This window comes from Microbacterium sp. NPDC058342 (genome assembly GCF_042723935.1).
In the GTDB taxonomy this organism is placed as follows: domain Bacteria; phylum Actinomycetota; class Actinomycetes; order Actinomycetales; family Microbacteriaceae; genus Microbacterium.
On record NZ_JBHXID010000001.1, the window covers coordinates 1,862,951 to 1,888,042 of the forward strand.

Consider the following 25,092-nt stretch of genomic DNA (forward strand, 5'->3'; position numbering starts at 1 on the left):
CCGATCGTGATCAGTGACCGCGGAAGCGGTCGCGCAGCTTCGAGAACAGTCCCTGCTGGAACTGGGCGAGCTTCGGGGCGGGGCCCTTCGCCTTCTTGGCGAAGTCCTCGATGAGCCTGCGCTGTGCGGAGTCGAGCCTGGTCGGCGTGATCACCTGAACGCCCACACGGAGATCACCGCGCTGCGACCCGCGCAGCGGCGTGACACCACGGCCTCCGATCGTCAGCACGTCGCCAGACTGCACGCCGGGCCGCAGCTCCAGATCCACCTCGCCGTCGAGCCCCTCGATGGTCGTGGTCGCACCGAGGATGGCATCCGTCATCGACACCTCGAGCGTCGCCAGCAGGTCGTCGCCCTCGCGGCTGAACACCGGGTGCGGGGCGACCGTGACCTCGACGTACAGGTCGCCGTGGGGTCCGCCCGCGCGCCCCACGGCACCCGAGCCGGGAAGCTGCAGACGCAGACCGGTCTCGACGCCGGCCGGGATGTCGAGCGACACGGTGCGGCGCGTGCGCACCCGCCCCTGACCGGCGCAGCCCCCGCACGGGAACGCGATGGTCGTCCCGAATCCCTCGCAGCTGCCGCAGGGCTGGGTGGTGACGACGTTGCCGAGCAGGCTGCGCACCTGTCGCTGCACGTGGCCGGTGCCCCCGCACACGTCGCACGTGACAGGCGACGTGCCCGGCTGACAGCAGCTGCCCTGGCAGGTCTCGCACAGCACAGCCGTGTCGACCTCGATGTCGCGGTGCACGCCGAAGACGATGTCACCGAGATCGAGGTCCACGCGCACGAGCGCATCCTCCCCGCGCTCCCGGCGAGAGCGCGGGCGGGCGGAGCGTCCGCCGCCGGCGGCGCCGAAGAAGGTCTCGAAGATGTCGCCGAACCCGCCGAATCCCCCGAATCCGCTGTTCTCGTCGCCGCCCATGTCGTAGCGACGCCGCGACTCCTCGTCGCCGAGCACGTCGTAGGCGTGGGTGACGAGCTTGAAGCGCTCGGAGGCGTCCTCGCCCGGGTTCACATCCGGGTGCAGCTGCCTGGCGAGCCTTCGATAGGCCTTCTTGATCTCGTCCTGTGAGGCGTCCCGGGACACCCCGAGGACTTCGTAGTGGTCCGCCACGATCACCTTTCTGCGTGTGCGTGAGTTGTGCGTCCGACCGCGTCAGCGAGCGGATCCGTCTTCTTCGAGCATCCGCGACAGATAGCGCGCCACCGCCCTCGCGGCGGCGAGGTTGCTCGGATAGTCCATGCGCGTCGGGCCCATCACGCCCACGCGCGCCGTGCCGCCGGGTGCGGCGTAGTTGCTGGCGACGATCGACGCCTCGCCGAGCCCGAAGGGCGCGTTCTCGGTGCCGATGCTGGTCGCCAGACCGTGCTCGTCGGTGACCATCTCGCTCATCAGTCGCAGCAGGGTCACCTGCTCCTCGATGGCCTCCAGGAGCGGGTGGATGCTGCCGCGGAAGTCCTGCTCTCGGCGCGCCAGGGTCGCAGCTCCGGCCATCACCAGCCGTTCCTGGCGGAACTCGGCGAGCTCCTCGCTGATCACGGCAGCCAGGCTGATCACGGCCGGCTGCAGCCGCGCGGCCGGTGAGCCGGGGTCGACCTGCCCGACGGCCTGCATCCGGTCGGAGGCCTCGCTCACCGCCCGTCCCGTGATCAGGGCCGAGAGCTGGGCGCGCAGCACGGCCACGTCGGAGTCGTCGAGCTCGATCGGCAGCGGCGCGATGCGCTGCGAGACGCCGCCGGCGTCGGTGACCAGCACCACGAGCAGCCGGTTCGGCGCGAGGGCCACGAGCTCGATGTGCGTGATGCTCGCGCGAGCGAACGAAGGGTACTGGGCCAGCGCGACCTGGCCCGTCAGCTGGGTGAGCACCCGGACGGTGCGCGCCATGAGGTCGTCGAGATCGGCGGGATCGGTGAGGAACGACTCGATCGCGCTGCGCTGGCCGGTGGACAGCGGGCGCAGCTGTGCGAGGTGGTTCACGAAGACGCGGTAGCCCTTGTCGGTGGGCACACGTCCCGACGAGGTGTGCGGGGCGACGATGAGGTCCTCGTCCTCGAGCTGGGCCATGTCGTTGCGGATGGTCGCAGCCGACACGCCGAACGCATGCCTCTCGACGATCGACTTGCTGCCGACGGGCTCGTGCGTGGCGACATAGTCCTGCACGATCGCGCGAAGGACCTCGAGTCCTCGTTCTGTGACCATGATCCCTCCCGCTGGCACTCAGACCTGTCGAGTGCCAATCCTACCCCGCCGGGCTGGAACGGGCCTGCGCGCGAGACGCCGGTCGCGTCTGCACGGAGCGGCACCGTCGGCGAAGGGGGCGTCAGTCGGTGAGCGCGCGCACGACCGCATCCGCCAGGAGCCGACCGCGCAGCGTCAGGCGCACGCGGCGCTCCCGCAGAGCGGCGGCGGGATCGACGAGCCCGTCGGAGATCAGGCCCGCCACGCGCTCCCGGCGGCTCTCCGCGATCTGCTCGATCGGCAGACCCTCCGACAGCCGGCTCTGCAGCAGCACCCTCTCGAGGTTGCGCGCCTGCGCGTCGGGCCGCTCCCGGCCGGCCGCCGGCGATTCGCCGGCGTGAAGCCGCTGGGCGTACGCCGCGGGATGCTTGACGTTCCACCAGCGAAGACCGGCGACGTGGCTGTGCGCGCCCGGCCCGAAGCCCCACCAGTCCGACCCCCGCCAGTACGCGAGGTTGTGACGGGAGCGGTTGGCATCCGACCGCGCCCAGTTGCTGACCTCGTACCAGGCGTATCCGGCCTCGCTCAGGCGCCGGTCGGCGGCCTCGTACATGTCCGCCTGCAGATCGTCGTCCGGCGCGGGGACCTCGCCCCGGCGGATCTGTCTCGCCAGCTTGGTGCCGTCCTCGATGATCAGGGCGTACGCGGAGAGATGATCGGGCTCGAGTTCCAGGGCCGCATCGAGCGAGCACTGCCAGTCGGCGAGGGACTCCCCCGGTGCGCCGTAGATGAGGTCGACGCTCACATCGAGCCCCGCGTCGCGTGCCGCGCGCACTGCGCTGCTCACGTTCTCGGGGCGGTGCGTGCGGTCGAGGGCGGCCAGCACGTGCGGCACCGCCGACTGCATGCCGATGGAGAGCCGGGTGACGCCCGCGTCGACGAGGGTGCCGACGACGTCGGGCGTGACGGTATCGGGGTTGGCCTCCACCGTCACCTCGGCTCCGTCGCGCAGCCCGAAGGAGCCGGATGCTGCGCGCAGCATCCGGGCGAGGTCACCGGGTGGAAGCAACGTCGGGGTGCCGCCGCCGAAGAACACCGTGTCCATCGGCCGCACCGCGCCCGCGTCGTCGAGCACGGCGTGCGCCAGCTCGATCTCGCGGATGAGGGTGTCCGCGTACTCGTCCTGTCTGGCACCGCGCAACTCGGTGGACGTGTAGGTGTTGAAGTCGCAGTACCCGCAGCGCACGCGGCAGAACGGCACGTGCAGGTAGGCGGAGAACGGCGTCGACGCATCGACCGGCAGGCCTTCGGGGAAGCGGCCGTCGGCGGGCGCCGGATCTCCGAGGGGCAGGGGGCCGCCCATCAGATCGGCGTGGTGTACAGCGGTGAGATCGCACGCAGGTACCGGGCGAACAGCTCTCTGCGACGACGCCGCACCATGCCGGGAACCCGGTACAGCAGCGCAACCGGCGCGTCGAACGCGCGCACGGTGAACCAGACCTCGTCGGTGTCCTCACGCCATTCGACGTCGAAGGACTCCTCGCCGCTCACCACCGAGCCGCCCACCGTGCCCAGCACGAAGCCGATGCGGCGACGCTCCTCGGTGACGGAGATGACACGCAGCTCGGCATCCGCTCTCATCCCGCCGACACGGCCGCGCAGGCGCAGCGTCATGCCCGGGGCGACGAACGGGGTGCCCTCCGAGTCGAACCGCTGCTCGACCTGGGTGCGGTTGGGGGCGATCGGTGCACCCTCGGCGTCGAAGCTGACACCCGTGTAGGCCGCGCCCGAGGCCGGCCGTACGTCGTGGAGCTCCAGCCCGGCGGCGCGCTGCGCGGTCCACGACAGCAGGGCGTCGCCGGCCGTGCGGAAGCGGTCCTCACCACTGCCGATGCGCCAGGAGTCCTCGGCGGGAGTGCTCCGCTCGGGCGGGAAGTGCATCAGATCGGGGGCGTGCGTCGCCCCGACCGCGGCATAGTCCACCGTGCCTTCTCGGAATGTCCCGCGACGCATGATCCAACCCTACGTGACCCGCCTGAGCGACGACCGACCGGCTCGCCGATCGGGCGCTCGGGGCGAGGACCGCTACTTCTTGTCCTTGCTCTCGACGTCGCCGGAGAGCGCGGCGATGAAGGCCTCCTGCGGCACCTCGACGCGGCCGACCATCTTCATGCGCTTCTTGCCCTCCTTCTGCTTCTCGAGCAGCTTGCGCTTGCGGCTGATGTCACCGCCGTAGCACTTGGCGAGCACGTCCTTGCGGAGGGCGCGGATCGTCTCGCGGGCGATGATCCGCGCGCCGATGGCCGCCTGGATCGGGACTTCGAAGTTCTGGCGGGGAATCAGCTTGCGCAGCCGCTCGGTCATGAGGGTGCCGTAGGCGTAGGCCTTGTCGCGGTGCACGATCGCGCTGAACGCGTCGACCTTGTCGCCCTGCAGCAGGACGTCGACCTTCACCAGATCCGCCGCCTGCTGGCCCGCGGGCTCGTAATCGAGGCTGGCGTAGCCCTGGGTCTTCGACTTGAGGTGATCGAAGAAGTCGAAGACGATCTCGCCGAGCGGCATGAGGTAGCGCAGCTCGACGCGCTCCTCGGAGAAGTACTCCATGCCCAGCAGCGATCCGCGGCGGGCCTGGCACAGCTCCATCACGGTTCCCACGTAGTCCTTGGGGAGCAGGATCGCGGTCTTCACCATCGGCTCCGCCACCGAGGCGACGCGCCCGTCGGGGTACTCACTCGGATTCGTCACCGTCACCGTCTCACCCGTGTCGGTCGTCACCTCGTAGATCACGCTGGGCGCGGTCGTGATGAGGTCGAGGCCGAACTCGCGGCTGAGCCGCTCGGTGACGATCTCGAGGTGCAGCAGGCCCAGGAAGCCGCAGCGGAATCCGAACCCCAGCGCGACCGATGTCTCCGGCTCGTACTGCAGCGACGCATCGGACAGCTTGAGCTTGTCGAGGGCCTCGCGCAGCTCGGCGTAGTCGCTGCCGTCGATCGGGTAGATGCCCGAGAACACCATCGGCTTGGGGTCGGTGTACCCCGCCAGGGCCTCGGTCGCCCCTCCCCGGCTCGTGGTCACCGTGTCGCCGACCTTCGACTGGCGCACATCCTTCACACCGGTGATGAGGTAGCCCACCTCGCCGACGCCCAACCCCTGGGTCGGGATCGGCTCGGGGCTCGAGACGCCGATCTCCAGCAGGTCGTGCGTCGCCCTGGTCGACATCATCTGGATGCGCTCACGCGGCTCGAGCTTGCCGTCCACCATGCGCACGTACGTGACCACGCCGCGGTACGCGTCGTACACCGAGTCGAAGATCATCGCGCGGGCCGGGGCTTCCGCGTCGCCGACCGGGGCGGGGATCTCCTGCACGATGCGGTCGAGCAGGTCCTCCACTCCCAGCCCGGTCTTGCCGGACACGCGCAGCACGTCCTCGGGCCTGCCGCCGATGAGATCGGCGAGCTCCTTCGCGAACTTGTCGGGGTCTGCCGCCGGCAGGTCGATCTTGTTCAGCACCGGGATGATCGTCAGGTCGTTCTCGAGCGCCAGATAGAGATTGGCGAGCGTCTGCGCCTCGATGCCCTGGGCGGCGTCGACGAGCAGGATCGCTCCCTCGCACGCGGCCAGGGAGCGCGACACCTCGTAGGTGAAGTCGACGTGACCGGGGGTGTCGATCATGTTGAGGGCGAAGGTCTCGTCCTGCGCCTGCCAGGGCATCCGCACCGCCTGGCTCTTGATGGTGATGCCGCGCTCGCGCTCGATGTCCATGCGGTCGAGATACTGTGCCCGCATGTCGCGCTCCGCCACCACGCCGGTGATCTGCAGCATGCGGTCGGCGAGGGTCGACTTGCCGTGATCGATGTGGGCGATGATGCAGAAGTTCCGGATCTGCGAGGCAGGGGTCGCGGAGGGCGAGAGCGGGGTGAGAGCGCGGGGTGACATGTGGTCCTTGGTGCGGCCGGAGGGGTTCCGTCGATTGTACGTTCAGGCGGCCCTAATCCCCCATTCGGCGGATCCGGTGATAGTCTCCCGAAGTTGCCCTGCCGCGTCTGACACCGGATGCCACGGGGCGCAGGACTCCGTCACAGCCGCCCGAGCTGTCGAAGTGCGCTTGCGCTCGGATGATGCTTGAATGTCATCCCGACCCAGCGTTGCGTCGGCAGATCCCGCGCGAGCTGTAGAAGAGAAAGAATCACCACCTTGATCAAGTATCTCGCGCGCCGGACACTCGGCTGGCTGCTGATGATCGTGGTCGCGACCAATGTCACCTACTTCCTGGCATGGGCGTTCCTCGATCCGCGCAGCAACTACGTCGGCCGGAAGCCCCCGCTCAGCCCCGAACAGATCGAAGGCCTGCTGGGCCCGCGCAACCTCAGCCAGAACATGCCGCTGCTGGAGCGCTGGTGGAACTGGTTCTCCGGCGTCATCTTCCGCTGGGACTGGGGCGTGAGCCCGACCGGCGGATCGGTCAACGACCAGGTGGGCTTCCGGATGTGGGTCAGCGCGGAGCTCGTGCTCGGCGCGACGATCATCGCGACCCTGCTGGGCATCGCCGTCGGCGTCTACACCGCCTCGCGTCAGTACAAGGTGGGCGACCGCATCTGGCAGGGCATCTCGATCGTGACGATGAACGTCAACATCATCGTCGCGGGCCTGGCCGTCGTGCTCCTCGCGATCAACTTCAACAACTGGGTCGGCACCCGGGTCTTCTACGTGACCGGGTCTTCCAGTGAGGGTGTCACCGGCTTCTTCCCGGTGATCATAGACGCGCTGCAGCATCTGATCCTGCCCACCATCGCCCTGGTGATCATCGGCTACGCGCAGTACCACTTCCTGCAGCGCACGCTGCTGCTCGACAACATCAGCGCCGACTACGTGCGCACCGCACGCGCCAAGGGTCTGACCAAGCAGCAGGCGATCCGCCGGCACGCACTGCGCACCTCGCTGATCCCGGTGGCCACGCAGGTCGCCTTCTCGATCCCCGCGATCTTCACCGGCGGCATCCTGACCGAGACGATCTTCGCCTGGCAGGGCATGGGCCGCTACTTCCTGACCACCATCAACGGGAACGACATTCACGGCGTGGTCGCCGTCGCGGCCTTCGGTGCCGTCCTGACCGCCATCGGCGCTCTGCTCGCCGACATCGCGGTCGTCGTCCTGGACCCCCGAGTGAGGGTGAGCTGAATCATGAGCACCGAGACCTTCGACCCCGCCATGCAGCCGCCGGTCGGCCCGGACACGACGGCTGAGCGCATCCCGGCCAAGCAGCTGAGCAAGTGGCGGCTGTACACCAGGCGCTTCCTGCGCAACAGGCCCGCCGTCGCGGGCATCGTGATCTTCGTCCTGATGGTGCTGTTCTCCATCATCGTGCCGCTCACGTCGCCGTACAAGATCGACGATCAGGACTTCATGAACCTCAGCACCGGTCCGTCCGCCCAGCACTGGTTCGGCACGAGTGTGGGCGGCCATGACACCTGGACGCAGACGGCGGTGGGTCTGCAGAGGTCGCTGATGATCGCGATCGTGGTCTCGGTCGGCGTCACCGTCCTGTCGGCGATCGTCGGCGCCGCGGCCGCCTATTTCCGAGGGCGTGTCGAGCAGAGCATTCTGCTTCTCATCCACTTCCTGATGGTCGTGCCGACGTTCCTCATCCTCGCCCTGATCTCCAACGGGGCGGGCGGCGACTGGCGCGTGATCTCACTGGCGATGATCTTCGTCAGCTGGTTCTTCCCGGCCCGCGTGATCTGGACGCTCGCGCTGTCGCTGCGAGAGCGCGAGTACGTCGACGCCGCCCGCTACATGGGCGTTCCCGGCATGCGCATCGTGCTGCGGCACCTGGTGCCGAACATCGGCTCGCTGCTGGTGATCAACTTCACCCTCGGCGTCGTGAGCGCCGTCATGACCGAGACCGGGTTGTCCTTCATCGGCTTCGGCGTGAAGCTGCCCGACATCTCGCTCGGTTCGCTGATCGGCACGGGAGCGGCGAGCGTCACCAGCGCATGGTGGCTCTTCGCGTTCCCCGCACTGGCACTGACCCTGCTGACCGTCTCCATGGCGCTGATCGCCGACGGCCTGCGCGACGCCCTCGATCCCACCTCGGCGGCTGGAGGCCGCGCATGAGCACTCCCATCGCAAAGACCGTCCTGTCCGTCCGCGACCTCAAGGTCAGCTTCGCCTCGGAAGCCGGCCGTGTGGACGCCGTCCGCGGCGTCAACTTCGACCTTGACGCGGGCAAGACCCTCGGCATCGTCGGCGAGTCCGGGTCCGGCAAGTCCGTGACGTCGCTCGCCATCATGGGTCTGCTCGACGAGAACGCCAAGGTCACCGGCTCGATCCAGTTCGAGGGCCAGGAGCTGCTGGGCAAGTCCGACAAGCAGATGTCGATGATCCGCGGCAACGGCATGGCCATGGTCTTCCAGGACCCCCTGACCTCGCTGACGCCCGTGTTCACGATCGGGGACCAGCTCGTCGAGGCGCTCACGGTGCACCGCGGTCTCTCCAAGGCCGAGGCGTGGGAGCGTTCGCTCGAACTGCTCCGCGTCGTGGGCATCACCGACCCCGAGAAGCGGATGAAGTCGTTCCCGCACGAGTTCTCCGGCGGGATGCGCCAGCGGGTCGTGATCGCCATCGCGATGGCGAACAACCCGCGTCTGATCATCTGCGATGAGCCGACGACCGCGCTGGACGTGACCATCCAGGCCCAGATCCTGGATCTCATCGAGAAGGCGCAGACCGAGACCGGCGCCGCGGTGATCATGATCACCCACGACATGGGCGTGGTCGCCCGCACAGCGGACGACGTGATGGTGATGTACGCCGGCAAGCCGGTGGAGCACGCGGCGGCGCACGAGCTGTTCCACAACACCCGGATGCCCTATTCGATCGGTCTGCTCGGTGCCATCCCGCGGGTCGACAAGGCCGAGAAGGAACCCCTGATCCCGATCAAGGGCAACCCGCCGCTTCTGATCGATCTGCCGGACGCGTGCCCGTTCGCTTCGCGCTGCCCCATCGCCATCGATGCGTGCGTCAAGCGGGAGCCCGACCTGGCGCCGATCGCCGACTCCGGCGACCGGGCGCACCTGGCCGCCTGCATCCGCGCCGACGAGATCGACTCCGCCGGGCGCATCGGGGGCCTGCCGGTGTACCCGGTGCCCGAGATTCCGGCCAGCGACCTGACCCGCACGCCGCGCGAGGAGCGTCCCGTCACGCTCGAGGTCCGCAACATGGTCAAGACCTTCCCGCTCATGAAGGGGTCGCTCTTCAAGCGCAAGGTCGGCGAGGTGCAGGCGGTCAAGGGCATCAGCTTCGATGTGCGCGAGGGCGAGACGATGGCGATCGTGGGCGAGTCGGGCTCCGGCAAGACCACGACGCTGCTGCAGATCATGGATTTCGAGAAGCAGGAGGACGGCGACATCATCATCGCCGGCACTAGCGTCAACGGACTCGACGATCGCAAGCTCGAGCGGACCCTGCGCCGCGACATCCAGATCGTCTTCCAGGATCCGATGGGCGCGCTCGACCCGCGGATGACGGTGACGGACATCATCGCCGAGCCGATGCGGGCCATCGGCATGCGCAAGGACGAGGTGCAAGCCCGCGTGCAGGAGCTGATGGACCTGGTCGGCCTCAATCCGGCCCACCGCGACCGCTTCCCCGGAGCGTTCTCCGGCGGGCAGCGCCAGCGCATCGGCATCGCGCGCGCGCTCTCGACCAATCCGAAGATCGTCGTGCTCGACGAACCGGTCTCCGCGCTGGACGTCTCGATCCAGGCGGGGGTGATCAACCTGCTCGACGAACTCAAAGTCAAGCTGGGCCTGTCCTACCTGTTCGTGGCGCACGACCTCTCCGTCATCCGCCACATCGCGGACCGCGTCGCGGTCATGTATCTCGGCGAGTTCGTGGAGCACGGCGACGTCGACGAGGTGTTCGACAATCCGAAGCACCCGTACACGCAGGCGCTGCTGTCGGCCATTCCCGTGCCCGATCCCGACGTCGAGCGCACGCGTCAGCGCGTGGTGTTCGACGCCGCGACGATGAGCACCAGGCCGGCCTCGGCCTGACGTCCCGGACTGCCGTGGACCGCACGGCGGACGACGGATCACCGTCCGATAACAGTTAGCCGGGATTCACTCCCGCACGCGTCCCCGCACGGCGATGCGAACTAATCTCCCCTTATGACACGCCGAAAGGCGAAAGGAGCACCATGAAGCAGCATCACAAGCTGATGGGAGCGCTGGCACTCACCGGCGCTTTCGCACTCGCTCTGAGCGGGTGCGCTTCCAACACCGGCGACAACGGTGATGGGGGCGACAACGGTGGCGACAAGCCGACCACCAACTTCGCGGACTACAACCCGCAGCCTCGTGAGAACCTCAAGGAAGGCGGCACGGTCAACTTCCCGATCAACGAGATCCCCGAGCAGCTGAACCAGTTCAACGGCGACGGCAGCGCAGACACGACGCGAGTGGCGGCGTGGTACATGCCGCAGCTCATCCTGTTCAAGGACGACGGAACGCCGTACAAGAACGACGCCTACCTCGACGAGTGGAACGTGGAGAACAAGGACGGCAACACCGTCATCACGTTCACCTTCAACAAGGACGCCCACTGGAACGACGGCACCGACATGGACTGGACCGCCATCGACGCCACGTGGAAGGCCAACCGCTCCGACAAGGACGGCTTCGTCCCGAACGCGACCAGCGGCTACAAGGAGGTCAAGTCCGTCGAGATGGGCGAGACCGCCAAGACCGCCATCGTCACCTACGACGGGGAGTACCCCTGGATCGCGAAGGGCTTCACGATCCTGCTGCACCCGAAGGTCAACACGCCTGAGCTGTTCAACACGGCGTTCATCGACGACCCGCACGCCGAGTGGGGTGCAGGCCCGTACACGATCGACACGTTCGACGCGAACAAGGACTTCGTCTCCTTCAAGCCGAACCCCGAGTGGTGGGGCGAGAAGCCGCTCCTCGACAAGGTGACCTTCCAGGGCATGGACGCGCAGGCCTCCATCAACGCGTTCAAGAACGGCCAGATCGACCAGGTCGGCACGAACACGAAGGACCGCCTCGCTCAGGTCGGGGACATGGACGGTGTCACGATCCACCGCGCCACGCAGACCGCGAACACGCTCATGCAGGTCGACGCCGAGAAGCCGCAGTTCGAGGATGTGAACGTCCGTGAGGCGTTCTTCAAGGCGATCAACATCGACCAGCAGAAGCAGATCGCGTGGAACGGGCTGGACTACGAGGAGGCCGACGCAGGCTCCTTCGTGATGTATCCCTTCCAGCCGGGCTACAGCAACTCGCTCGAGAAGGCGGGCTGGAAGTTCGACCAGGACGACGCGAACAAGCTCCTCGACGACGCCGGCTGGGAGAAGGGCGCCGACGGCATCCGCGAGAAGGACGGCGTGAAGCTCTCGGTCACCTACCCGATCTTCAGCGACGACCCGACGCAGGCCGCGCTCGCGCAGTCGATCCAGAAGTCCGAGAAGGAGATCGGCATCGAGGTCAAGATCGATGTCCGCCCCTCGAACAAGTTCGCCGAGGACTACAACTCGAAGAACTGGGACATCGTGAGCCTGCGCTTCACGTCGTCCGACCCGTACGGCGTGGGTGACTTCTTCCAGCTCTACGGCGTCGACCAGGGCCTGAACCTGTCGGGCGTCCCGACGGCGGAGACCGACGCGAAGATCCACGAGGTCGAGAAGATCACCGACGGCGACAAGCAGATCGCCGCCGCCATGGAGCTCGAGCCGGAGCTGCTGCAGGGCTGGGGCCTGATCCCGCTCTACAACGGTCCGACCATCTCGGCCGTCAAGGACGGGCTCGCGAACCTGACCCCCGAGCCCTACGTGGGCCTCGACGGGTTCGGCGTCCAGCCGGTGGAGAACGTCGGCTGGGAGAAGTGATCCCCAGCTGAGTCCCTGAGCTTCGGCTCAAGCGGGGCCGGTGGTTCATCCACCGGCCCCGCTTTCCTATGCTGGGAGCGTGACTGAACAGGTCGTCCTCGTCCATGGCATCCGCACCTCGGCGACCATGTGGCGCGCACAGGTCGCGCATCTCGAGGCGGCCGGCTTCCCTGTGACGGCCGTGGACCTTCCGGGGCACGGTTCGCGGCTGGGCGAGGACTTCACCCTGCACGAGGCGCTGCACACGATCGATGCCGCCGTCCGCGCCGCCGCCGAGCGCGGCCCGGTCCTGCTGGTCGGGCACTCGATGGGCGGGCTGCTCTCACTCGCCTACGTCGGCGGCGAGGAGCCGCCCCCGGTCGCCGGGCTGATCGCCGCCTCCTGCAGCGCGCTCCCCCGTGGCGCGGCGCTGCGCGCATACCGGCTGCTCGCGACTGCCCTCGACGCGCTCCCCGGGCGCGGCGCCTGGCTGACCGAGCGCGTCCTCGACGCGACGATCCCGGCGGAGACCCGTGCGGATTTCGGTGCGGGCGGCTACGCGCTGGATGCGCAGGACACCGCGCTTCGCAGCCTTTCTGCCCTGGACCTCACCACGGCCGTGGCGCGCATCCGGATCCCGCTGTGGTTCGTGAACGGTCAGTTCGATCAGCTGCGCACCCATGAGGCGCTGTTCCGCCGTCTCGCCCCGCACGCGGAGGTCATCGTGGTGCCGCGGACCTCGCACCTGGTCACCGCCATGCGCCCGCAGGTCTTCAACGCGGTGCTGGGACTGGCTCTGGCTGTCGTGCGAGGGAGGTCATGAGGCCGCCCACCAGCGAGAGCACCGCCGCCATCAGGAACACCAGCCAGAACCCGCCGACCAGGGCGACGAACGCCGCGCCGAGCACGGGCCCGATCAGCTGGCCCAGGGCGGCGGTGACGTTGACGATGCCGAGGTCCCTGGCGTGGTCGTGCTCACCCGGGAGCAGGTCGGTCGCGAAGGCGAGCCCCACCGTCGAGAACGCGCCGTAGCCCACTCCCATCAGCGCCGCGGCGACCAGGGTCGCCTCGAACGTCGGGAAGCTGACGATCACGACGCCCGAGGCAGCCTGGACGACCGTCGCGGCGATTGTGAGGCCGCGACGCCGGCCGGTGCGGTCGGAGACGATCCCGGTCAGCACCGACGCGATCACGACGAACACCGTGTACACGACGATCAGCATCAGCAGATTGTCCTGCGCGATCGCGCTCGGCTGCCCGAGACCGTGCAGCAGGAAGAACAGGAACAGGGCCGTCCCGAGCGCGTTCCCGATGTTGGTGACCAGCCGTCCGGACAGCATCCACGCGAAGTCGCGATCGCGCAGCGAAGCCAGTCGCGGCCTCGTCTCGGCACGCGGCGGACGATCGGATGCCGCAGCCGGCGGGTCGGGCAGCAGCACGGCGCTCAGGGTGCCGACGACCGCGATGACCCCCGCGAGCAGCAGATAGCCGGAGAGCACGCCGAGACCGAGCAGAACCACCAGTCCGACGCCGAGCACGATGCCCACCGCCTGACTGGAGCCGACGGCCGATGACGCGGCGCCTCGCTGTGACGATGGCAGCTGGTCGGCTATGAGCGCGGTGAACGCGGCCGAGGCGACCGACACGCCGGTGGAGACCCCCACCCAGCATGCGCCGACCAGCCACGGCCCCTCGACGAGGCCGGTCAGCACGAGGAAGATCGCCGACACCCACACGCCGAGCAGCGCCCAGGGGCGCCGGCGTCCGCGCGCGGATCGGGATCGGTCCGATATCGCCCCCACCAGGGGACCGGCCACGATGCCGGCCAGTCCTCCGATGCCGAGCACCAGGCCGGAGGAGACGACCCCGCGGATCCAGTCGTCCTCGGGTGTGTCCAGCTGCAGCGGCAGGAGAAGCTGCACCGGGGTGAGCTGAACGGTCCAGATGGCGAGCCAGGCGAGGGTGAACAACGACATCCACGTCGCGCCGACCCTGGTCGCCGGAGTCATCGGGTGCTCCCCTGGCCTGCGGCGCGGTCGTCGAGGATGAGTCGTCGGTACCAGTCGTAGGAGGCCTTCGGGGTGCGCACCCCGGAGTCGAAGTCGACGTGCACGAGTCCGAAGCGCTGCGTGTACCCGTCGGCCCACTCGAAGTTGTCCATCAACGACCACACGGTGTACTCCTCCACGCGTACGCCCTGATCGACCGCGTCGGCGACGGCGCCGATGTGCGCCGAGAGGAATGCGATCCTGTCGTCGTCCTCCACGGTCGCCGCGACGTCGGGCTCGGGGAAAGAGGCGCCGTTCTCGCCGATGACGATCGGCGGCATACCGGGATGGCGCCGGTGGAGGTCGACGAGGAAGTCGCGCAGTGCCTCGGGCATGATGGGCCAGCCGAACCCGGTTAGCGGAACGCCGGGGGTCGGCAGGAGCTCGAACGGCAGCGGGCTCCCGTCGGGAGCGGCTGCGACGGTGGTGGGGTTGTAGAAGTTGACGCCGTAGAAGTCCAGCGATCCGGCGATCGCCTCGAGGTCGCCGTCGTGCACCGGCAGGGGCGGCAGGCCGAGCGACTCGATGTCGGGGTAGGCGCCGGCCAGCAGCGGTTCGGAGAACATCCGGTTGTGCAGCGTGTCGTAGGCGAAGGATGCGGCGAGGTCCGCCTCGGAGCCGCTCGCGGGGAGCACCTGCGTGTGGTTGTTGGTGAGACCCACGCGGTGGGCTCCGGCGCCGCGAAGGACGGCGGCCGCCCTGGCGTGGGCGAGAAGCTGATGGTGCACGGTCGGGAGCGCGCCGAACATCAGCTGCCTTGCGGGGGCGAGATCGCCGATTCCGTACCCCTGCAGGGTCGTCATGGCCGCTTCGTTGATCGTGTACCAGCGACGCACCCGGTCGCCGAGACCCTCCGCGACGAGTGCGGTGAAATCGGCGAAGCGCGAAGCCGTGTCGCGGTTCAGCCAGCCGCCGGCGTCCTCGAGCTCGCTGGGCAGCTCCCAGTGGTACAGCGTCGGCTCGGGCTCGATGCCGCGCTGCAGCAGCCCGTCGACGAAGCGCGAGTAGCGATCGAGCGCTACCCGGTTCGCCGGTCCTGCTCCTGCGGGCTGGATGCGCACCCAGGGGATGGAGAAGCGGTAGCCGTCGACACCGAGGCCCGCGAGCAGGTCGATGTCGTCCTCGGAGCGCCGATAGCTGTCGCAGGCGGGTTCAGCGGTGCTGCCATCGACCACCGCGCCCGGGCGATCGACGAAATCGTCCCAGATCGAGCGGCCCCTGCCGTCCGCGGTGCGCGAGCCCTCGATCTGGAAGGCCGAGGTCGCCGCGGACCAGCGCAGGCCCCTGGGGATGCGGGTTTCGGGCAGCGCGCGGGTCATCGTGCTCCTTCGACGTCGTCGTCTGTCGGCTATCGTCGATTCTGCACCCGGCGCCCGCTTCCCGCGGCGCATTCGCGCTCTCGGCGCGCCCTCGGGCACCGTTTCGCGTGCAGGGGCCCGGTGCTGGTAACATTGACTCTTGGCTTGCGTGTGGGTTCGTCCCTCACGACCGCTGTCGGCGCCCCTCTCTCGTCTGCAGCATCCGATCACCATCCAGACAGAAAGCGTGTCCACACGTGGCAAACATCAAGTCGCAGATCAAGCGCAACAAGACCAACCTGAAGGCGCAGGAGCGCAACAAGGCCGTCAAGAGCGAGCTGAAGACCGTCGTCCGCAAGACCCGCGAGGCCGTCGTCGCCGGTGACAAGGAGGCCGCTGAGGCCGCCCTCAAGGTCGCTTCGGTCAAGCTCGACAAGGCCGTCAGCAAGGGCGTCGTGCACAAGAACCAGGCGAAGAACCGCAAGTCGGCCATCGCCAAGCAGGTCGCCGCGCTCTGAGCCGCACACACCTCGGAAGGCCCGTCCCGTTCGCGGGGCGGGCCTTCTTCGCATCCGCGACCGTCTCGGTCCTCTGACGGCGTCCGCTGACGGCCGCAGCGGTGCGGAGAACCTCAGCGGGTCGCGGCGAAGGGCTCGCGCGTGGCGATGACGGTGACCATCCGTTCGAGGGCGAAGATCGGGTCGCGCGCGGCGCCCTTGACCTCGGCGTCCGCCCGCGCGGTCGCCTGGATCGCCATGCCGAGCGAGCGTTCGTTCCAGCCGGCGAGGTCGCGGCGGGCCCGGTCGACCTGCCAGTCCTTCATCCCCAGGCGCTGGGCGAGCTGCCGGCTCGGCTCTCGGTTGCCGGCCACCCGCGCCATCGTGCGCAGCTTCATCGCGAAGGCGGCCACCATCGGCACCGGGTCGGCACCGGATGCCAGGGCGTGACGCAGCGCGATCAGCGCTTCTCCGTGACGCCCGGCGATGGCGGTGTCGGCGACGACGAACGCCGACACCTCGACTCGTCCGCCGTAGTACTTGGTGATGATGTCGTCGGTGATGTCGCCCTCGACGTCGCCGATGAGCTGCTGGCAGGCGGCTGCGAGCTCGGTGAGGTCGTCGGCGAAGGCGGAGACCAGGGATCGCAGTGCTGTGGGGGCGATGCGCTTGCGCGCCGCTGCGAACTCCCCCGCGGCGAAGTCCACCCGGTCGCCGTCGCGCTTGACTGCGGCGCAGGGGATCTCGATCCCCCCGCCCGTGCCCGAGCGCACCGCGTCGAGCAGCTTCTTGCCTCGCACGCTGGCGCCGGTGTGGCGGAGGATGACGGTGGCGCCCTCCTGGGGATGCTCGACGTACTTCACCGCCTCCTGGAGGAACGCGTCGGAGCACTTCTCGACACCGGCCACCCGCACCAGGCGCGGCTCGCCGAACAGCGACGGCGAGGTGAGGGCGAGCAGCGTGCCGGCCGCATAGTCGTCGGCACGCAGGTCGCTCACCTCGAGCGCCGGATCCTCGGCGCGCAGGTAGTCGCGTACGCCGGCGATGGCACGTTCGGCGAGCACCTCCTCCGGGCCCGACACCAGCACGATCGGCGCGGGTCGCGGCTCACGCCAGGCCACCTGGGGGATGTTGACGCCCTTGGCGGCACTGCCGCTTCCTCGGGATGTCGAACGGGGGCCGGCCATGCATCCAGCCTAGCCGCGGGCAGCGACATCACCCGCCCGAACCTCACGGACTCCCGTCGGACGGCGGGCGTTCCGACCACACTCTGAGTTCGTCGTCGCGCACTCCGAGGAGGATCATGCCGCGTTCGTCCGTGCGCAGCGGACGCGATCCGGCATGCTGCAGCAGCGCGAGGGTCTTGTCACGCGGGTGCCCGTAGTCGTTGTCCTTCCCGACGCCGATCAAGGCGGCCGGGGCGCGTACGAGGTCGTACAGCCCCGGTTCCTGATCGCCGCTCCCGTGGTGAGCGACCTTCACCACGTCGTACGTCCCCCGCACACGGCCCGAAGCGAGCAGCATCCGCTGCGGAGCGGCCGAGAGATCGCCGAGCAGCAGGGTGCGCGGTACACCGCCGCCTTCGATCTCGATCACCACGCTCGCGTCGTTCCCGGACGGGAAGACCACGGGGTCGGGCTCGGGCCACAGCACCCGCCACCGCGCGGAGCCGAGCGTGCCGGTCATCCCCGTGGTCGCATCTCTCAGCGTGGCGCCCGCGGCCGCGAGCTCCGCGAGCAGCCGACCGTCGGCGGGCTCCGACACCGGCCCGTGCAGCACCGCGCCCACACGGCCCTGCACGGCCGCCGTGCCGCCGACGTGGTCGAGGTCGTAATGGGTGAGCACGAGCAGATCGATCCGGGCGACGCCGGTCCTCACCAGACACTCGCTCAGCGCATCGGGTTCGGGTCCGGTGTCGATCAGCGCCGTGCGCCCTTCGGATCGGATGAGCACCGCATCGCCCTGTCCCACGTCGCACGCGGCGATGGACCAGTCCCCCGGGTTCGTCAGCGTCGCGAGCGGGCCCGAGAGCAGCATCCGCGCTCCGCCCGAGCCGAGAACGAGAACCAGCACGATGGCGGATGCGGTGCGCAGTCGGCGCGATCGCGGTCGGACGAGCACGGTGGTCAGCGCAGCGCTCACCAGAGCCACCACGAGTGCGGCGAGAGGGCCTGCGACGACGTCGAAGGTGGCCCCGGGAAGATCGGCACTCACGCGTGCGGTCGTCTCGATCCAGGCGGCGGGGAGCCAGGCCGCGGCCGCCAGCAGATCGGAGACGGCGGGCAGGGCTGCCGTCAGGCACGCCAGCAGCCCGATCACGGTCGCCACCGGCGCAGCCGGCGCGGCGATGAGGTTGGCCGCGACGCCGACGAGCGACTGCTGCTCGGAGAAGAGCGCGATGATCGGACCGCAGACCACCTGCGCCGCGAGCGGCACCGACAGCGCGAGGGCGAGCGGTGCGGGCATCCAGCGGCCGAGCCCTTTCAGCAGGGGCCGCGAGAGCACGAGCAGCGCCGCCGTCGCCGCGGCCGACAACGCGAAGCCGGGCGACGCCGCGAACCACGGGTCGGAGATCAGCAGACCGCACACCGCCAGCGACAGCATCGCCAGTCCCGCGCTCGGCCGGCCCAGCAGCACGCTCAGCATCGCGAGGGCCGCCATCACCGCCGCGCGCACAACGCTCGGCTCCGGTGTGACGAGCACGACGAACGCCCCCAGCGCCAGCATCGCGAGCACCACGCGCAGCATACGCCCTCCACCGGCGAGCGACACCATCCAGAACACCGCCGCGACGATGATCATGCAGTTCGCTCCCGATAATGTTATTCAGGCAGGTGAGTGCCCATGCTTTTACCTGATCAGATTCACTTTCCCTCCCGGCTCGGATTGAAGTTGCATCGAAATGGGTTGATTCCTCGGGCGAGACACGGAGCAGGTCCGCCAGAGGAGCCACTACGTCTCGATAGCCTGGGGCGATCGTTGGATGCCACCAGCCAACGAATGCTCCGACCGGCATGAGGTACCGATGAAGCTAACGAAGATCAAGATCACAGGGCACGCCGTGCTCGCCGACCTGGATGTTCCCGTACGGGAGCACCTCGTGATCGTGGGAGGGAACGACGTCGGGAAGACGTCGATCCTCCGGCTCCTTCACCAGCTGCTGGGAGCTTCAACACAGCAGCTGTATCAATCGCTTCGCCCCGAGCACATCCGCGAGGGCGCAGACATGCTTGTCGTGGAAGCGCGGCTCGAGGACTTCACCGAAGACGAAGCAGGCCAGTTCCCGTTCCAGATGTCCATTCGCGAAGGGGAACCGGACTACTTGCTTCTCCGACTGGAGGTGTCGAGGGTGGAGGGAGACGCCGACAGCGTCCTGATCGATCGCTACTTCCCAGATTCCGGGAACCGGAGACAGCCGACGCGGGACCAGCTCGCGGTGATCGGTTGGCAGTACCTTCCGGCCGATCGAAGCAACTCCGCGGACTACATGGAGGGCAAGCGGAGTGCGTTCCGCATGATGCTCGACTCCGTCGATGTCGGCGAAGACAAGGACGCTCTGGAACTCCTTCTCGAGTCCTTCAACGAGAAGCTCGCCGACAACGCCGCCCTCCAGTCGTTGCGCGAGGAAATCGCCGGGCACCTTTCGCGCGCCGTACCACGCTCTTATGATGCAGACGGCCTGACGATCCGCACGTCGGCTGACCCTCAGACCAGTCCTCTCGACGGCGCGACGCTGTACCTCCGTGACGGTGACCGCTACAAGGCACTCGGGGATCAGAGCGATGGCATGCGGCAGCTCATGGCGCTGACGTTCTTCGACCTCGCGCAATCGGCCGCGAACATCGTGGCCGTCGACGAACCGGAAATCCACCTGCACGCGGCGAGCCAGCGAACCGTCGCCGCCCTCTTCGCCGCGTCTCCGAAGCAGCGCATCGTCGTCACGCACTCCCCCTACGTGGTCCAGCGATTCGAGCCGAAGCATGTGCTCGTGGTCAACCCCGACCGGGAGGTGAAGCAGATTCCGGAAGCGAACTTCAGCGCCGTCGAGAAGGAGCGCATCCACTGGTGGTCGCCGCAGCTCCTCGAGGGGCTGACCGCCCGGAGGCTGCTTTTCGTCGAGGGCGCAGCGGACCGCGTGATCATCGAAGCGGTTGCGATGAACGCGGGCGTCAGCCTGGACCGTGCCGGTGTCTCTGTGTTCGTGCTTGACGGTGCGGACAAGTTCAAGAAAGTCCTTGAGATCGTTGGGAAGTACGGTTTCGACCTCGCCATGTGTGGCTTGTGCGACGAAGATCGCGAGCAGTCGTGGGCGAACACGCTGGGAATGAAGGCAACGGAGCTTGAGGACAACGGATTCTTCGTCGCGAGATCAGACCTTGAGCACGAGTACGTTCCGTGCCTTGAACCGAGCGTGGTTGCCGCGAAGCTGGTCGCTGCCGGCGTCGTTCGCGATGAGAAGGGATTCCTCAACGCGGCTGGCGTGACCAAGCTGGACGAACTATCGGCAGAGAACCTTGCCGACTTCATCGGAGCTCAGGGCAACCGAAAGATCCCAGCGGCGCGCGTACTCGCGCCGCTGCTCACGCCCGAGGCGATCGCCCCCTCTGGCGCGCTCAGCGGCTTGGTCGAACACCTCAAGGCGATGGTGGATTGATGGCGAACAGTCCGATTGGCGCGCAGCGGCAGGCTGTCGACAGCACGGCAGATCGATTGCTGGTGGTCGCGCCGCCCGGGTGCGGGAAGACGGAGCTACTCGCCATGCGCGCGGAACGCATGATTCGAGACGGCACCGTGCGGCCTGGCCGACGGCTCCTGGCAATTACCTTCACGAACCGCGCCCGTGACAACCTCCGTGAGCGACTCCGCCAGCAGCTCGGCGAGGCGCAGATGCGAACCAGTGTGTCGACTATGAACTTCCATGAGCTCGCGGCCCGGATCGTCGAGGCTCATGCACCCGTGATCGGTCTCGAGCGGGGATACAAGGGGCCGAATCCCGCCTGGCTCCGCCGCGCCCTCGCAGCCAAAGACCTGGGCCGGACCCGTGAACGAGAGGTGAAGGATCTCCTTCAGTCCGTCAAGCGGGAGCCACTGACCGACGATGAGGTTCTCGCGCGCCTTGCCCAGGATCAGGATGCGCTGGAGATTGAGGAGGCCCGCCGAGACGAGAACTACGTCGACTACGGCGACCTTATGCGATACGCGCAGCTCATCCTTCGCAACGACCGCGTCGCTGCGCTGTTCCAGGCCCACTTCGACGCACTGTTGGTCGATGAGTTCCAGGACCTGTCCCTGCAGCAGTACGAGCTCACGCAGCGCGTGTGTCGACGCAACGCCACATACGTCGGGGACCCATTCCAGGGGATCTATGGCTGGGCGGGCGCAGCGCCCGAACAGATCCAGGCCGACCTCGAATCAAGCTGCGAGGTACTGCACCTCTCCAGCTCCTTCCGTTCCTCCCCCGCGGTTCTCAAGGTCGTCAACACCGTGTCGGCCGACCTCGGCGCGCCCGCGCTCGAAGCCGCGCGACCAGAGCAGTGGGGCAAGTCCGGCGGGCACGCGTACGCAGCGGGCTACCCGAACGACGCCGCCGAAGCTGACGGGATCGTCGAACTCACGGACTACCTCGCTGAGAAGTACCCGGACGACCGCATCGGCGTCATCTGCCGTGCGGAGTACCGCCGCGGAGCGCTGGAACGCGCCTACGATCGCGCCAAGCATCAGCCGCAGTTCTGGGACATCGCGCTTGACACACCGAGGGTTGCGCGGCTGCTGAAGCTTCACGCCCGGCACGTCGACCCGGACGTGCCGTTCACGGATCAGGTGGACGACCTCCAGGAACGCGCGTGCGCGGCGATTCCTCCGACCGATATCGAGACACTGCGAGAAGTGCACGAAGCGTGCGAGCAGCTGCGCGAGTATGAGAACGCCGAAACCTCAGTCCCGGCGCTGGTGAGCCGTATCCGAGACCACCAGGTCGTCGCCACGATCACGCCCGGTGTGCACGTGCTGAACGCTCACGTCGGCAAAGGTCAGCAGTTCGACTGGGTGATCGTGATGGGTCTCGAGGACGGGCACGTCCCAAGCAGCTACTCCAAGACCCCCGCCGCGATACTGGAGGAGGAACGGATCCTGCTCGTGATGGTCTCCCGAGCCCGCAAGGGCCTTTTCCTCACCCACGCCAGTTCGAACACGAACCAGTACGGCAAAGTGTTCTACAACGACCCGTCGCAATGGTGGGACCAGATGGCCGAAGCGACGAAACCTCTGACCCCGGCGATCGCGAAGCTGATGAAGGCGCAGCCAGCGTAGGAAAGACTGGCCGCCAGTCATCTCTATGATCGAACCGTGAAACGACGAGCTGTATGGGCAGTGATCGCCGCCGTTGGCATATTTGCTGTCTTCTTCGCGAGCGTATGGTTTTGGGGCTCCTGGTGGCGCTTCCCAGGAATGCCCAGTGCCGAAGAATGGTCGGCGCTCTTCGGCGCAACCGCGCTGATCGCTCTGGGGTTCGCTTGGTATCAGATCCGCCAGGTCGACCAATCCAACAAAGCCCTGATCGCATCCAACGAGCACTCACAGCATGTGAACGCAGAAGCGGTAAGGCCGCGCGTTCAGGTCGCGCTTCGTGCTGACCGGACTGTACTGAAAGAGCGAGGCGGTCCCGTCAAGGGCACCCTCTACGTCGCCGTACGCAACATCGGCGTCAGCCCCGCGACCGACGTAAAACTACGCGTAACGCCTCCATTCACGTCCTTGGAGACCTTCTTCAAGCCCGGGATGATGGGCCAGCACTTCGAGGAAGTCAACCGAGTGTTCAACGGCGAAACTGCCTTTCCCACGTTGAATCCCGGAAACTCATACATCTGGTTCTTGGGGCGCGTACCCGAGCTCTTCGAAGAAGCCGCGGGCGTTCCCCGTCGCTGGGCAGTCGAGGCGGAATACACCGGGACAGTCTCAGACAAACCATTCCACGACACGTTCATCTTGGATCTGGACGTCGAGAAGCGCATCGAGCTCCCAGTGGACCCGCTGATCCGCATTGGGAAGGACATCCAGGTCGTCGGCGAGAAGCTGGAGAGGATCCGGAGTGCGACGCCCCGAACCTTCAACCTGGGTGAAGAGACGCTGGCTACGCTCCGCCGGCCCCAATCAGCCTTCAGACCGCGCCTCCGACTACCTCAGCGTCGATTCAGAGGACGCATCGATCCATAGATAAGCCGTTGCAAGCGCTGCATCTGATCAGGGGCCCCTCGCCTGCAGGCGACCCACGTCAGTAACTGTCTGCAGTCCAGTAGGCGTACAGTTCGCCAGAATCCGCAACGCCCCTTCGATAGCCGATAGCCGACATCCACTCGACGGCGATCTCGCAGAGCTCGCCAGTCGTGGACGCAAGCTGGTCCAGCGTCATGGGCTCATCGGCTGGGCTCAGCCGATGAAAGGCCGCGCTCCATCTCGCCCAATGATCCGCGAGGTATCGGTCCCACTTGACCGGAACCGGTCGAGGAACCAGCGGAACTGCGGCTTCATCCAGTCCAACTTCCGCGGACAAGTACGCGACGACCCTCAAAAACGCGCTGACGGCGTGATCGCTCGCTTCCGCGTACTTGGCAATGTCCCGTTGCCAATTTCTGCTTGCGGCCGCCAGTGCGGTTGACAGGTGATCGAGCGCACCCGGCAGGCCCTCAACATGCGAATACGGCGAGAGGAGGTTCTGGCGCACATGTCGCTCGATCCGAAAGTCGTCGATGTCGCGAGCAACAATGTGCGACCACGCCGCCGCTGACGGGTCGAGGTCAGCGAGGTCACGATACATCTCGGCGTTCTCCCCGCGCGTCATGAGAAGCGCGTGACCAGCTTCATGCCGCCCGAGATGCCGCGCGGTGGCAAGGGCATGCGCAACCACCTCCTCGAGCGAGTCCGAGTCGACAGGCGGGAACGCCAGATTGTTCGCGTCCAGGACGAAAAGGAAAGTTCCGTCCTCCTGAGGGAATGTGACACCGCCGACGTACCCCGAACCGCGGGTCGTCTTGTATCCGGACTGCAGAGGTCGATAATCCAGCGCGTTCACCGTGGCGCTCAGATCCCCGCTCAGATTCAGTCGCCAGCGGCTGGGATCGGGCATCAGCTCAAGAATCTGGGTCGCGATCTCGCCGAGAAGGTTGTACTCGTTGATCAGAAGCCCCAACGCTAAGTTGAGCACCGGGTTATCTCCGACATGCTCAAGCGTCACGCTGATGTCCTGGGCAGTACCCCTCTTCTCGTCCATGTATCCGTCTTAGCTCTTGCTTCCGACGTTCAATGTCCGAACCGCTTCTTAGAGTGCATGTGTGACCCAACTCGCAACTGTCGTGAACGTGATGATCGCGTCCCCATCGGACATCCCTGCCGCACGAGACGCCGTCGAGCGCGCTCTCCGGAGTTGGAACAGCGCCAACACGCCGGGCCGTGGGTTCGTTCTTCACCCGCTCCGCTGGGAAACCGACTCCGTGCCGATGCTCGGGCACCATCCGCAAGCCATCCTCAACGAGCAGCTTCTCGCCAAGGCCGATATCGTCATCGCGCTTTTCGGGAGTCGCGTCGGGAGCGAGACGCCGAACAGCATCTCCGGCACCGTCGAAGAGATCGAAGGCGCTGTCGCCAGTGGGAAGCCGGTGCATCTCTTCTTCTCGGAAGCACCCCATCCCGCGAATGTCGACCTTACCCAGCTCCAGGCGCTGAGGGGTTTCCGCGCTGCGCTGCAGGAGCGGGGTTTGTACGGGAGCTTCGAGAACGAGGACGAGCTCCTGACCAAGGTCTGGAGCGCTATCGAGATGGACCTTCGGGACATCATCCAGCCACTCCATGCGGCCGCTTCGCTGCCCACGCCTCCAAGCGAGCGATTCCTCGTACAGGGACGGAGTGAACGCGAACCGAAGACGGACAGCAAGGGTCGGGTTCATTACGACACTCGCCGCTGGGTCGAGATCACCAACCGAGGCAACGACGACGTCATCGAAGTCATGCTGGAGGGCGTCAGCGAGCAAATGCTACTTCCCGGGTGGGATCGCCCAAGGACGGTTCACGCGGGACAGAAGCAAACAGCGAGCTACTGGCTCGGCATGGGCGGCGGCGAGCCCCGGGTGAAACTGACCTGGGTGGAGAACGGGGAACCTAAGAGTAAGGAGTACGACATTTAGAACGC

Annotated in this window: 20 protein-coding genes; 10 read left to right on the top strand and 10 right to left on the bottom strand. The window is 67.4% G+C overall.

Translation table 11 applies throughout. The features are described 5' to 3' along the window. Positions 1-10: 10 nt before the first annotated feature. From dnaJ to lepA, 5 genes are all read right to left on the bottom strand, one after another. On the bottom strand, positions 11-1,117 hold the full coding sequence (gene dnaJ / locus ACFWHT_RS08710) for a molecular chaperone DnaJ (protein WP_378827384.1): 1,107 nt from the start codon (positions 1,115-1,117) through the stop codon (positions 11-13). A gap of 42 nt (positions 1,118-1,159) precedes the next feature. Continuing rightward, entirely contained in the window at positions 1,160-2,203 is a 1,044-nt protein-coding gene (gene hrcA, locus ACFWHT_RS08715) for a heat-inducible transcriptional repressor HrcA (RefSeq protein ID WP_378827386.1), read from the bottom strand. Between the two features lie 121 nt (positions 2,204-2,324). Continuing rightward, positions 2,325-3,545 carry a radical SAM family heme chaperone HemW gene (hemW, locus tag ACFWHT_RS08720; RefSeq protein ID WP_378827389.1) on the bottom strand — a complete coding sequence of 407 codons (1,221 nt, stop codon included), beginning with the start codon at positions 3,543-3,545 and terminating at the stop codon, positions 2,325-2,327. After that, entirely contained in the window at positions 3,545-4,195 is a 651-nt protein-coding gene (locus tag ACFWHT_RS08725) for a DUF1990 family protein (protein ID WP_378827391.1), read from the bottom strand. The genes hemW and ACFWHT_RS08725 overlap by 1 nt, the downstream gene beginning before the upstream one ends. Before the next feature lie 72 nt (positions 4,196-4,267). Continuing rightward, positions 4,268-6,118 (bottom strand): translation elongation factor 4, encoded by a 1,851-nt coding sequence (lepA, locus tag ACFWHT_RS08730; protein ID WP_378827393.1) that lies wholly within the window; start codon positions 6,116-6,118, stop codon positions 4,268-4,270. Between the two features lie 258 nt (positions 6,119-6,376). Between lepA and ACFWHT_RS08735 the strand changes: the two genes are divergently transcribed. The 5 genes from ACFWHT_RS08735 (at position 6,377) to ACFWHT_RS08755 (ending at position 12,891) form a co-directional block, all read left to right on the top strand. Further along, positions 6,377-7,360, top strand: a complete 984-nt coding sequence (locus tag ACFWHT_RS08735; protein WP_378827395.1) for an ABC transporter permease — start codon at positions 6,377-6,379, stop codon at positions 7,358-7,360. 3 nt (positions 7,361-7,363) lie between these two features. Further along, positions 7,364-8,296, top strand: a complete 933-nt coding sequence (locus tag ACFWHT_RS08740; protein WP_378827398.1) for an ABC transporter permease — start codon at positions 7,364-7,366, stop codon at positions 8,294-8,296. Beyond that, positions 8,293-10,236 carry a dipeptide ABC transporter ATP-binding protein gene (locus ACFWHT_RS08745; RefSeq protein ID WP_378827400.1) on the top strand — a complete coding sequence of 648 codons (1,944 nt, stop codon included), beginning with the start codon at positions 8,293-8,295 and terminating at the stop codon, positions 10,234-10,236. Before ACFWHT_RS08740 ends, ACFWHT_RS08745 begins: the two co-directional genes overlap by 4 nt. Before the next feature lie 143 nt (positions 10,237-10,379). Next, on the top strand, positions 10,380-12,089 hold the full coding sequence (locus ACFWHT_RS08750; protein WP_378827402.1) for an ABC transporter family substrate-binding protein: 1,710 nt from the start codon (positions 10,380-10,382) through the stop codon (positions 12,087-12,089). Between the two features lie 79 nt (positions 12,090-12,168). After that, positions 12,169-12,891, top strand: a complete 723-nt coding sequence (locus ACFWHT_RS08755) for an alpha/beta fold hydrolase (protein ID WP_378827404.1) — start codon at positions 12,169-12,171, stop codon at positions 12,889-12,891. Here the strand turns inward: ACFWHT_RS08755 and ACFWHT_RS08760 are convergent. Together ACFWHT_RS08760 and ACFWHT_RS08765 are read right to left on the bottom strand one after the other, a co-directional pair. Further along, positions 12,842-14,077: an MFS transporter gene (locus ACFWHT_RS08760; protein WP_378827407.1), complete on the bottom strand. Its 1,236-nt coding sequence runs from the start codon at positions 14,075-14,077 to the stop codon at positions 12,842-12,844. The genes ACFWHT_RS08755 and ACFWHT_RS08760 overlap by 50 nt on opposite strands. Further along, positions 14,074-15,435, bottom strand: coding sequence for a GH1 family beta-glucosidase (locus tag ACFWHT_RS08765; protein WP_378827409.1), 1,362 nt, complete (start codon positions 15,433-15,435; stop codon positions 14,074-14,076). Before ACFWHT_RS08765 ends, ACFWHT_RS08760 begins: the two co-directional genes overlap by 4 nt. A gap of 236 nt (positions 15,436-15,671) precedes the next feature. On the opposite strand from ACFWHT_RS08765, the gene rpsT reads away from it, so the two are divergent. Continuing rightward, positions 15,672-15,932 (top strand): 30S ribosomal protein S20, encoded by a 261-nt coding sequence (rpsT, locus tag ACFWHT_RS08770; protein WP_378827411.1) that lies wholly within the window; start codon positions 15,672-15,674, stop codon positions 15,930-15,932. 113 nt (positions 15,933-16,045) lie between these two features. Here the strand turns inward: rpsT and holA are convergent, their stop codons facing one another. Both holA and ACFWHT_RS08780 read right to left on the bottom strand, forming a co-directional pair. Further along, on the bottom strand, positions 16,046-17,098 hold the full coding sequence (holA, locus tag ACFWHT_RS08775; protein WP_378827413.1) for a DNA polymerase III subunit delta: 1,053 nt from the start codon (positions 17,096-17,098) through the stop codon (positions 16,046-16,048). A gap of 43 nt (positions 17,099-17,141) precedes the next feature. Then, on the bottom strand, positions 17,142-18,737 hold the full coding sequence (locus ACFWHT_RS08780; RefSeq protein WP_378827961.1) for a ComEC/Rec2 family competence protein: 1,596 nt from the start codon (positions 18,735-18,737) through the stop codon (positions 17,142-17,144). A gap of 199 nt (positions 18,738-18,936) precedes the next feature. On the opposite strand from ACFWHT_RS08780, the gene ACFWHT_RS08785 reads away from it, so the two are divergent. Genes ACFWHT_RS08785 through ACFWHT_RS08795 form a run of 3 tightly spaced genes read left to right on the top strand, consistent with a single transcriptional unit; the run spans position 18,937 to position 23,123 of the window. Beyond that, positions 18,937-20,565: an ATP-dependent endonuclease gene (locus ACFWHT_RS08785; protein ID WP_378827415.1), complete on the top strand. Its 1,629-nt coding sequence runs from the start codon at positions 18,937-18,939 to the stop codon at positions 20,563-20,565. Further along, positions 20,565-22,220, top strand: coding sequence for a UvrD-helicase domain-containing protein (locus ACFWHT_RS08790; protein ID WP_378827417.1), 1,656 nt, complete (start codon positions 20,565-20,567; stop codon positions 22,218-22,220). Before ACFWHT_RS08785 ends, ACFWHT_RS08790 begins: the two co-directional genes overlap by 1 nt. Before the next feature lie 36 nt (positions 22,221-22,256). After that, on the top strand, positions 22,257-23,123 hold the full coding sequence (locus tag ACFWHT_RS08795; protein ID WP_378827419.1) for a hypothetical protein: 867 nt from the start codon (positions 22,257-22,259) through the stop codon (positions 23,121-23,123). Positions 23,124-23,181: 58 nt separating this feature from the next. Here the strand turns inward: ACFWHT_RS08795 and ACFWHT_RS08800 are convergent, their stop codons facing one another. After that, positions 23,182-24,177, bottom strand: a complete 996-nt coding sequence (locus ACFWHT_RS08800) for a hypothetical protein (RefSeq protein WP_378827422.1) — start codon at positions 24,175-24,177, stop codon at positions 23,182-23,184. A 61-nt stretch (positions 24,178-24,238) separates the two neighbouring features. On the opposite strand from ACFWHT_RS08800, the gene ACFWHT_RS08805 reads away from it, so the two are divergent. Next, positions 24,239-25,087 (top strand): DUF4062 domain-containing protein, encoded by an 849-nt coding sequence (locus ACFWHT_RS08805; protein WP_378827424.1) that lies wholly within the window; start codon positions 24,239-24,241, stop codon positions 25,085-25,087. Positions 25,088-25,092 lie beyond the last annotated feature (5 nt).

Coding starts and splice junctions, on each gene's coding strand:
- ACFWHT_RS08790 (WP_378827417.1), top strand. CDS start 20,565: ATGGCGAACAGTCCGATTGGCGCGCAGCGGCAGGCTGTCGACAGCACG.
- hemW (WP_378827389.1), bottom strand. CDS start 3,545: ATGGGCGGCCCCCTGCCCCTCGGAGATCCGGCGCCCGCCGACGGCCGC.
- ACFWHT_RS08800 (WP_378827422.1), bottom strand. CDS start 24,177: ATGGACGAGAAGAGGGGTACTGCCCAGGACATCAGCGTGACGCTTGAG.
- ACFWHT_RS08750 (WP_378827402.1), top strand. CDS start 10,380: ATGAAGCAGCATCACAAGCTGATGGGAGCGCTGGCACTCACCGGCGCT.
- ACFWHT_RS08760 (WP_378827407.1), bottom strand. CDS start 14,077: ATGACTCCGGCGACCAGGGTCGGCGCGACGTGGATGTCGTTGTTCACC.
- ACFWHT_RS08740 (WP_378827398.1), top strand. CDS start 7,364: ATGAGCACCGAGACCTTCGACCCCGCCATGCAGCCGCCGGTCGGCCCG.
- hrcA (WP_378827386.1), bottom strand. CDS start 2,203: ATGGTCACAGAACGAGGACTCGAGGTCCTTCGCGCGATCGTGCAGGAC.
- ACFWHT_RS08725 (WP_378827391.1), bottom strand. CDS start 4,195: ATGCGTCGCGGGACATTCCGAGAAGGCACGGTGGACTATGCCGCGGTC.
- holA (WP_378827413.1), bottom strand. CDS start 17,098: ATGGCCGGCCCCCGTTCGACATCCCGAGGAAGCGGCAGTGCCGCCAAG.
- ACFWHT_RS08785 (WP_378827415.1), top strand. CDS start 18,937: ATGAAGCTAACGAAGATCAAGATCACAGGGCACGCCGTGCTCGCCGAC.
- ACFWHT_RS08745 (WP_378827400.1), top strand. CDS start 8,293: ATGAGCACTCCCATCGCAAAGACCGTCCTGTCCGTCCGCGACCTCAAG.
- lepA (WP_378827393.1), bottom strand. CDS start 6,118: ATGTCACCCCGCGCTCTCACCCCGCTCTCGCCCTCCGCGACCCCTGCC.
- ACFWHT_RS08765 (WP_378827409.1), bottom strand. CDS start 15,435: ATGACCCGCGCGCTGCCCGAAACCCGCATCCCCAGGGGCCTGCGCTGG.